We start from the raw sequence: 6,361 nt of genomic DNA on the forward strand, positions 1-6,361 counted from the left end.
AGAGCAGACGTTAACAAACTATGGGCATCATTAGTTAGCAATCACCCATCACTGACAAAAGACAAGTTATTTGAAGGTATATCAAGTCATTGGCAGCGACTTGAAACACGTGCCCTAACAATTGAAGCAAACAACAATATCGACCAACATAACCGACTCATCACAAATCTGCTCTATTTGATTGAAAACCAAACTGAAAAGAATAGTCTGCTCGTAGCATTATCTCGTGAAGCAGGCTTAGATGTAATATGGAAGGAGTTACTCGATACGATTGAATCAATAGGCCAAACCCGAGCCATCGGTATGGGTATTGTTTCCGAAGGAAAGAGTTCAGCTCTAGACCGAATAAAATTGAAGTACTTGAATGACCGTGTAAGCACTCAGTTTGAATCGCTAAATAAGGTTTTTCTTGAAAGAAAGCCCGGCGAAAAAAGAGTGATCATTCTAGATGATAAGCACTCGACCTCAGCGATTAAAAACGCTCAAACAAAAATCTCCGAACTACAGAGCTTTATCGAAACCAAGCTGCTCAATTCTTCGGTAGATAGTCGTTCAGGAGCAGATTTCTTTCAACTGGCGAGCGCAGCTATCGCACCTTTGAATGAGCTCTTTGACCTGGCATCCACTAAGTTATCAACGAGCATTGATTGATCAGGGTATTTCTAGCCATTTACTTAGAAAATTAATCGCACGTTCGCCAATTAGCACTCAAACCAACATAGAAACTTGGTGTTCCCTTATCGCTTCTATTCTAATAGAGCACTATTATTTAGGCCGTCTAGATCAGTCAAAAAGTGCTGCAAGCACCGAGACAGAGACTTAATTTAGGTCTGCCGCATAAGGCTTTAGCCGCTCCAAGGGAATGACTTCCAAGGCTTTTATGTGCGTTTTAGTTAAGTGAACTCTGGGTGCCATACCATCTTCTTGAGCTTGCAACCAACGAACCGCGCATAGACACCAGGTATCGCCGGGATTCAAGCCGGGAAAGCCGTATTCAGGCACTGGTGTAGACAGGTCGTTCCCTTTAAACCTGGAATATTCTAAGAAGTCTTTAGACGCTTCGATACAAACCGTATGTGAACCTGTGTCTGCTTCACAGGTATTACATTTTCCATCTCGATAATACCCTGTGACGGGGTCGCTTCCACATAGTTCCAAGACTTCGCCAAGTACATTTACTGATTCGTCCATATCCATATTGCTTCTCCGCTTACTAACTGTTTAAGCTTTTGACTATTGATGCATTCATCGCATTGAGCCTTAGTCTTCCAAATGTCTAACCGAATAATACATGGATATGTTGATAATGTTGCTTGTGCAATACGAATTTCTCTTACCATGCTTGTCTCTCAAAAAATAACCATAGCTTTCAACCCAGCCTATTGGCACAATCCACTCCCTAGATTAACGCGATACTGAGGTGTACATGCCATTTTCTAAGCTTGGATTAAGCGATCCCATTCTAAAGGCCATCACAGACAAAGGCTACACCGAACCAAGCCCTATTCAATGTAAAGCTATCCCAGCTATCATAGCTGGCAGAGATGTGGTCGCGGCATCTCAGACCGGTACAGGTAAGACAGCGAGCTTTGTGCTGCCATTGCTTGAAAAACTTAATGTTCCCTACAACTATCGCGGCAAGCGCATACGAGCATTAATTATTACCCCGACTCGTGAGCTGACTGAGCAAATTGAAGCCAATATTACGCAATACGGGAAGTACCTCAACCTAAAGTCAATGGCTATGTACGGTGGTATCGCTGCAGAGCCTCAGAAAAAGAGACTCATTGAAGGTGTTGATATTCTGGTCGCGACGCCAGGACGTTTACTTGAAATGGTCTATGACCGTGCAGTTCATTTTGACGAACTAGAAGTCCTGATCTTAGACGAAGCCGATAGAATGCTAAACATGGGTTTTATTGATGAGATCAATAAAATCATTGATCGCCTTCCGAGCGAGCGTCAAAGCTTGTTGTTTTCTGCAACCCTAACCGATGACGTACGCTTCCTCGCTAAGACGGTTAAAGACGAAGCCTTGGAAATCGCCATTTCGCCCGAGGCAACTGCCGCGACCACCATTGACCAGTGGTTGATTACGGTCGATAAAGATAAAAAGTCTGCGCTATTGAGTCATCTCATTATTGAGAATCAGTGGGATCAGGCGCTAATTTTTATTGAGAAAAAACATGGCGCTGCGAAACTTGCCGCTCAGTTAGGCAAACGAGGTATTCACGCAGAAGCAATTCACGGTGACCGTAGCCAAGCAATGCGAGCTAAAATACTGAATGATTTCAAATCTGGCGAAATTAAGTTCTTGGTGGCTACCGGAGTCGCTGCACGCGGAATTGATATTGGTAAGTTAAGCCGAGTGGTTAACTATGACCTGCCCTTTAAGCCTGAGGAATACATTCATAGAATTGGACGAACAGGCCGAGCAGGTGCCATTGGCGAAGCGATCTCATTTGTCTCAATGGGAGATTTTAAGAATCTTTGTGCAATAGAGAGCCGGCTAGGTCATATTATTGAGCGAAAAGAAATTGAAGGCTTCCCTGTGAGAAAAGTCGTGCCCGTATCTATTTTAAATTACGTACCGAAGAATAAGCGACCAGCGAATAAAAAGACTGAGCAGAAAAAACAGGACTCCCCAAAAAAGAAGATTAACCGCAATAAGCCCAATACAACGAGCACCAGCGCTAAGCGCCCTGCAAAGACCACAAATAAAACCATATGGGGTGATAGATAGTGCGCTATAGCCATTTGCCCTATAGCGCACTCGACTAAGCACAAAGGGTTCTTGGCCTAACACCTTTCGCAGCGTTACAATGATGATTCACTCGCTTTTATGGAGGTGCTTGTTATGTCTATTGCTCCTAGAATCGAAGCTCACTTGTCGCGCGTTGGCGTGCACTACGACCTCATTCAACACCCTGAATCTCATACCAGTTTAGCTAGTGCCAGACTTGCTAACGTGCCAGCCAAACAAATGGCAAAAGCCGTTATCACCCACGATGGCGATAACTACCGACTCTGTGTCATACCAGCAACACATCAGCTTGTTCCTGATCTGCTCAACCAGCATATGGGCAAGGGCTCGCATTATCGCTTGGTCGATGAGTGTGAACTCAAAAGCTTATTTGATGATTGCGAAGAAGGTGCGGTTCCTGCACTAGGCCAAGTCTATGGCTTACCAGTAGTTTGGGATAAAAGCTTGGAAGAGATGCCTAGTATTTACTTTGAAAGTGGCGACCACCATAACCTGATTCATGTTAACCATGGCGCATTTATGCAGCTCATGGGGCTTCAGGAAAATGATGTGATTAGCTGCCCGACAGAGTTTTATGAGGCGAGAACGCAGTTAATACAGTAGTTTGTAGGCAGAGTGTTCCGCCCCTCGCTGATCAACCCTGTGCTAGCCGGCCTGCGAGCCGTGGAAGGCTCCGTAAACACATTGAACCACCGAGGTCACAGAGCGCTTCGCTGCACAGAGTAAAGATCAACCTTAATAATTCTTATATGTCTTCTCGGTGGAGGCCCTATGCCGCTCGGTGTTCTCGGTGGTGAATAGTCTTTGATGTTTTGACCTTTGAGGAAGCAGAGGGTTGCATCCCTTATCTGGACTCCCCGTGCTAGTCCGCATGCGAGCCACGGAAGGCTCTGCATACAGAAACACGGGGACTGACTCTAAATGCTACTTCTTAGATTTAGCTTCTTTCAATGCCCATGCGCCAACTGCTAGCATTGCCATCACGGCCAAAGAAACTTCCATTAAGCCCATATGGCTCTCGCCCACGTGCGCCTGCCCTGATGCATGCATACCTTCGTGAGCGAGTGAGGCAAGGCTCACCATCATCATGGCGATTAAGGCACTTGCTTGTGTCATTAAGGTTTTCAATTTCATTGTGTTCTCCTAAGTTAGTCTAATTCTATTCTAAGTCGTCAAGCACTCAAACCACGGCTTTTGCAGGTGGAATTTCTTTGGCCTCAAGCATGCCTTCGCTAATAATGAAATCAATAATTTTGTCTAGACCTTCAGCTTTCTTAAGGTTTGAGAAAACAAAAGGACGTTCACCGCGCATCTTCTTTGAGTCCTGATCCATTACGTCTAGCGAAGCACCAACAAGTGGAGCCAAGTCTATTTTATTGATAATCAACAGATCGGACTTAGTAATGCCTGGGCCACCTTTACGTGGAATCTTATCGCCTGCTGATACATCAATCACGTAGATAGTTAAGTCCGATAGTTCTGGGCTAAAGGTCGCACTAAGGTTATCACCGCCACTTTCTACAAAAACGACATCGAGCTCTCCATGGCGCTTCATCAGCTCATCAATCGCAGCCAAGTTCATTGAGGCATCTTCACGAATCGCGGTATGTGGACAGCCACCCGTTTCAACACCCAGGATTCGGTCTTCATCCAAAGCTTCGTGACGCGTCAGGAATAAAGCATCTTCCTGGGTATAAATATCATTGGTTACCACTGCAATATTGTAGTGATCTTTTAATGCTGCACAAAGTGAGCGCAATAAGGCGGTTTTACCTGAACCAACAGGGCCCCCGACACCGACTCGTAGCGTTTGTTTTTTTGCCATTGTTATATCCTATATTTTTCGTCATCCCCGCGCAGGCGGGGATCCATTGTTTTAATTCCCCCTAAGACCTTAGATTCCCGCCTTCGCGTGAATGACTATAGGGGACGTGATCGTAAGCTTTTCAACTAAGAACGGAAAAGCCTTGAGTATTGCTGTTCATGTAAGGCGCTGGCTATGGCCAATCCGGGTAGACCACCGCCTATTTTGTCTTCATCTATTTGTTCAGCCAAAGCAATCGATTCTGCAATCTCTGGTTGAAACAAGGTCAGCATTTGTTGAGCTTGAGTCTGACCCAAAGGCACCATTTTAGTGGCCCCTGCCACCTGGTTTTCTAGCCATGACCAGACAAAACCATTGGCCGCATCTTCAAAAACGATTCCCCACTTTTGCGCCGCATAAGCGAATAAGGTCGCAAAGCTGTGTTCTTCGCCTTCCTGAGTGACGCATTCTGGCAAGTCAAAATCCAAGCTTTTCAAGAGTCGCAATAAAGCAGCGCCCATTGCCGTATCTGTTAGCCGTAGTTCTTTCGTTTCCCGGGATGCGATCGATAAATCATTAAGAAACATAAAACGCTGCCAGTCTTCTTCAGCCGTGCTTTCCATGGCACCACGTAAAATTGGCAGATCGACTTTGGCCAGGCTTTCTCGCATTTGAAGTCGAATCCAGGACTCGGCATCGTTGAAGTTTTTTATCCAACGACACTCTATTGCATACTCCATGCCTTGCGAAAAGGCATAGCCACCTACCGGTAGGCTAACCGAGCTTAACTGCAGCAAACGTGACAGGGCTAAAGGATTACTCATTCGTGCGAATGTCCATCATGAGAATGACCGTGTGAATGTGAGTGCCCACCCTTGGAATATGCACCAGACTCAGGAGCGAACACTTCTTCTTCATGTGTCACCACTAAACCCAGTAAGTGCAGCATTTCTTCCAAGACATGGTCAGGCTTAATTCTCAACCAACGCTCACCCACTTCAATTTTTGTATGGCGGTTACCCAAATGATAACAGGCACGCGAGAAAGTACGCCAGTCTTCACAGCTGGCATGCGCGACAGACTCAACAGCACCTTGAACCTGAATAATTTTTCCGCACTCAGACTTGAGATACTCTCCCACCAATAGAGGCTTGCCACGCTCTAGAAAGACACGTACATCAACACCGTTTTCACTCGTTAATTTAAGCCGTCCTCTATCACGCTGGTCCGAGTCTAGCTTGACGACTTCTGAAACCTCTTCATGACAATGCGTGCCGAGTCTTTCGTATACTTCTAACATAATCTTCCTTTTTTGAAGGCCTTATTTACCCTCGAACTCATCGGCTTCGACCTTGTCGGACTGAAGTCCGACCTACCATGCTAGTACATAGCCTGTAGGTCGGGTTTTAACCCGACTGGTCGGTGCCTAAATAGCGTTTAAAACAATGTGTACAATTGCGCCAATGGCAACTCGTCTGCCGGTTCACAAGTTAGCAACTCACCATCCGCTCTAACTTCATAAGTCTGCGGATCTACGGTGATCTCTGGCTGCCAATCATTCAACACCATGTCTGACTTACGAATAGAGCGCGTATTCTTACAAGCACTCAGGTTTCGGCTAAGACCAAGCGCCTCGCCAATATCGTTCTTCAAAGACGCTTCTGAGACAAAGGTCACTGAGGTTTTCGCCGCTGCTAAACCTTGCGCACCAAACATTGGTCGATAGTGTACTGGCTGAGGTGTTGGAATCGATGCGTTAGGGTCCCCCATGGGTGCTGCAGCGATCATTCCGC

General features: G+C 45.9%; 8 protein-coding genes and 1 pseudogene. 3 read left to right on the forward strand and 6 right to left on the reverse strand.

The window, feature by feature from the left end:
• Nucleotides 1-651: hypothetical protein (locus tag A3761_RS27665; RefSeq protein WP_197473026.1), on the forward strand; the 651-nt coding region annotated here is incomplete at its 5' end.
• A 168-nt stretch (nucleotides 652-819) separates the two neighbouring features.
• Here A3761_RS27665 and A3761_RS11780 read toward each other — a convergent pair.
• A complete protein-coding gene (locus tag A3761_RS11780) occupies nucleotides 820-1,197 on the reverse strand; it encodes a DUF2237 family protein (RefSeq protein ID WP_068510255.1) in 378 nt (125 codons plus the stop codon).
• A 229-nt stretch (nucleotides 1,198-1,426) separates the two neighbouring features.
• Between A3761_RS11780 and A3761_RS11785 the strand changes: the two genes are divergently transcribed.
• Entirely contained in the window at nucleotides 1,427-2,743 is a 1,317-nt protein-coding gene (locus A3761_RS11785; protein WP_068512989.1) for a DEAD/DEAH box helicase, read from the forward strand.
• A gap of 114 nt (nucleotides 2,744-2,857) precedes the next feature.
• Nucleotides 2,858-3,367: an aminoacyl-tRNA deacylase gene (locus A3761_RS11790; protein WP_068552948.1), complete on the forward strand. Its 510-nt coding sequence runs from the start codon at nucleotides 2,858-2,860 to the stop codon at nucleotides 3,365-3,367.
• A gap of 321 nt (nucleotides 3,368-3,688) precedes the next feature.
• Here A3761_RS11790 and A3761_RS11795 read toward each other — a convergent pair whose 3' ends face one another.
• From A3761_RS11795 to ureC, 5 genes and pseudogenes are all read right to left on the reverse strand, one after another.
• Nucleotides 3,689-3,898, reverse strand: coding sequence for a hypothetical protein (locus A3761_RS11795; protein WP_068509676.1), 210 nt, complete (start codon nucleotides 3,896-3,898; stop codon nucleotides 3,689-3,691).
• A 46-nt stretch (nucleotides 3,899-3,944) separates the two neighbouring features.
• Nucleotides 3,945-4,589 (reverse strand): urease accessory protein UreG, encoded by a 645-nt coding sequence (ureG, locus tag A3761_RS11800; protein ID WP_068512995.1) that lies wholly within the window; start codon nucleotides 4,587-4,589, stop codon nucleotides 3,945-3,947.
• A 125-nt stretch (nucleotides 4,590-4,714) separates the two neighbouring features.
• Nucleotides 4,715-5,392, reverse strand: coding sequence for an urease accessory protein UreF (locus A3761_RS11805; protein ID WP_068512998.1), 678 nt, complete (start codon nucleotides 5,390-5,392; stop codon nucleotides 4,715-4,717).
• Nucleotides 5,389-5,868 carry an urease accessory protein UreE gene (gene ureE / locus A3761_RS11810; RefSeq protein ID WP_068552947.1) on the reverse strand — a complete coding sequence of 160 codons (480 nt, stop codon included), beginning with the start codon at nucleotides 5,866-5,868 and terminating at the stop codon, nucleotides 5,389-5,391. Before ureE ends, A3761_RS11805 begins: the two co-directional genes overlap by 4 nt.
• A 137-nt stretch (nucleotides 5,869-6,005) precedes the next feature.
• Nucleotides 6,006-6,361: pseudogene (gene ureC / locus A3761_RS11815) on the reverse strand (urease subunit alpha); the annotation flags it as partial.

Source organism: Oleiphilus sp. HI0123 (assembly GCF_001635315.1).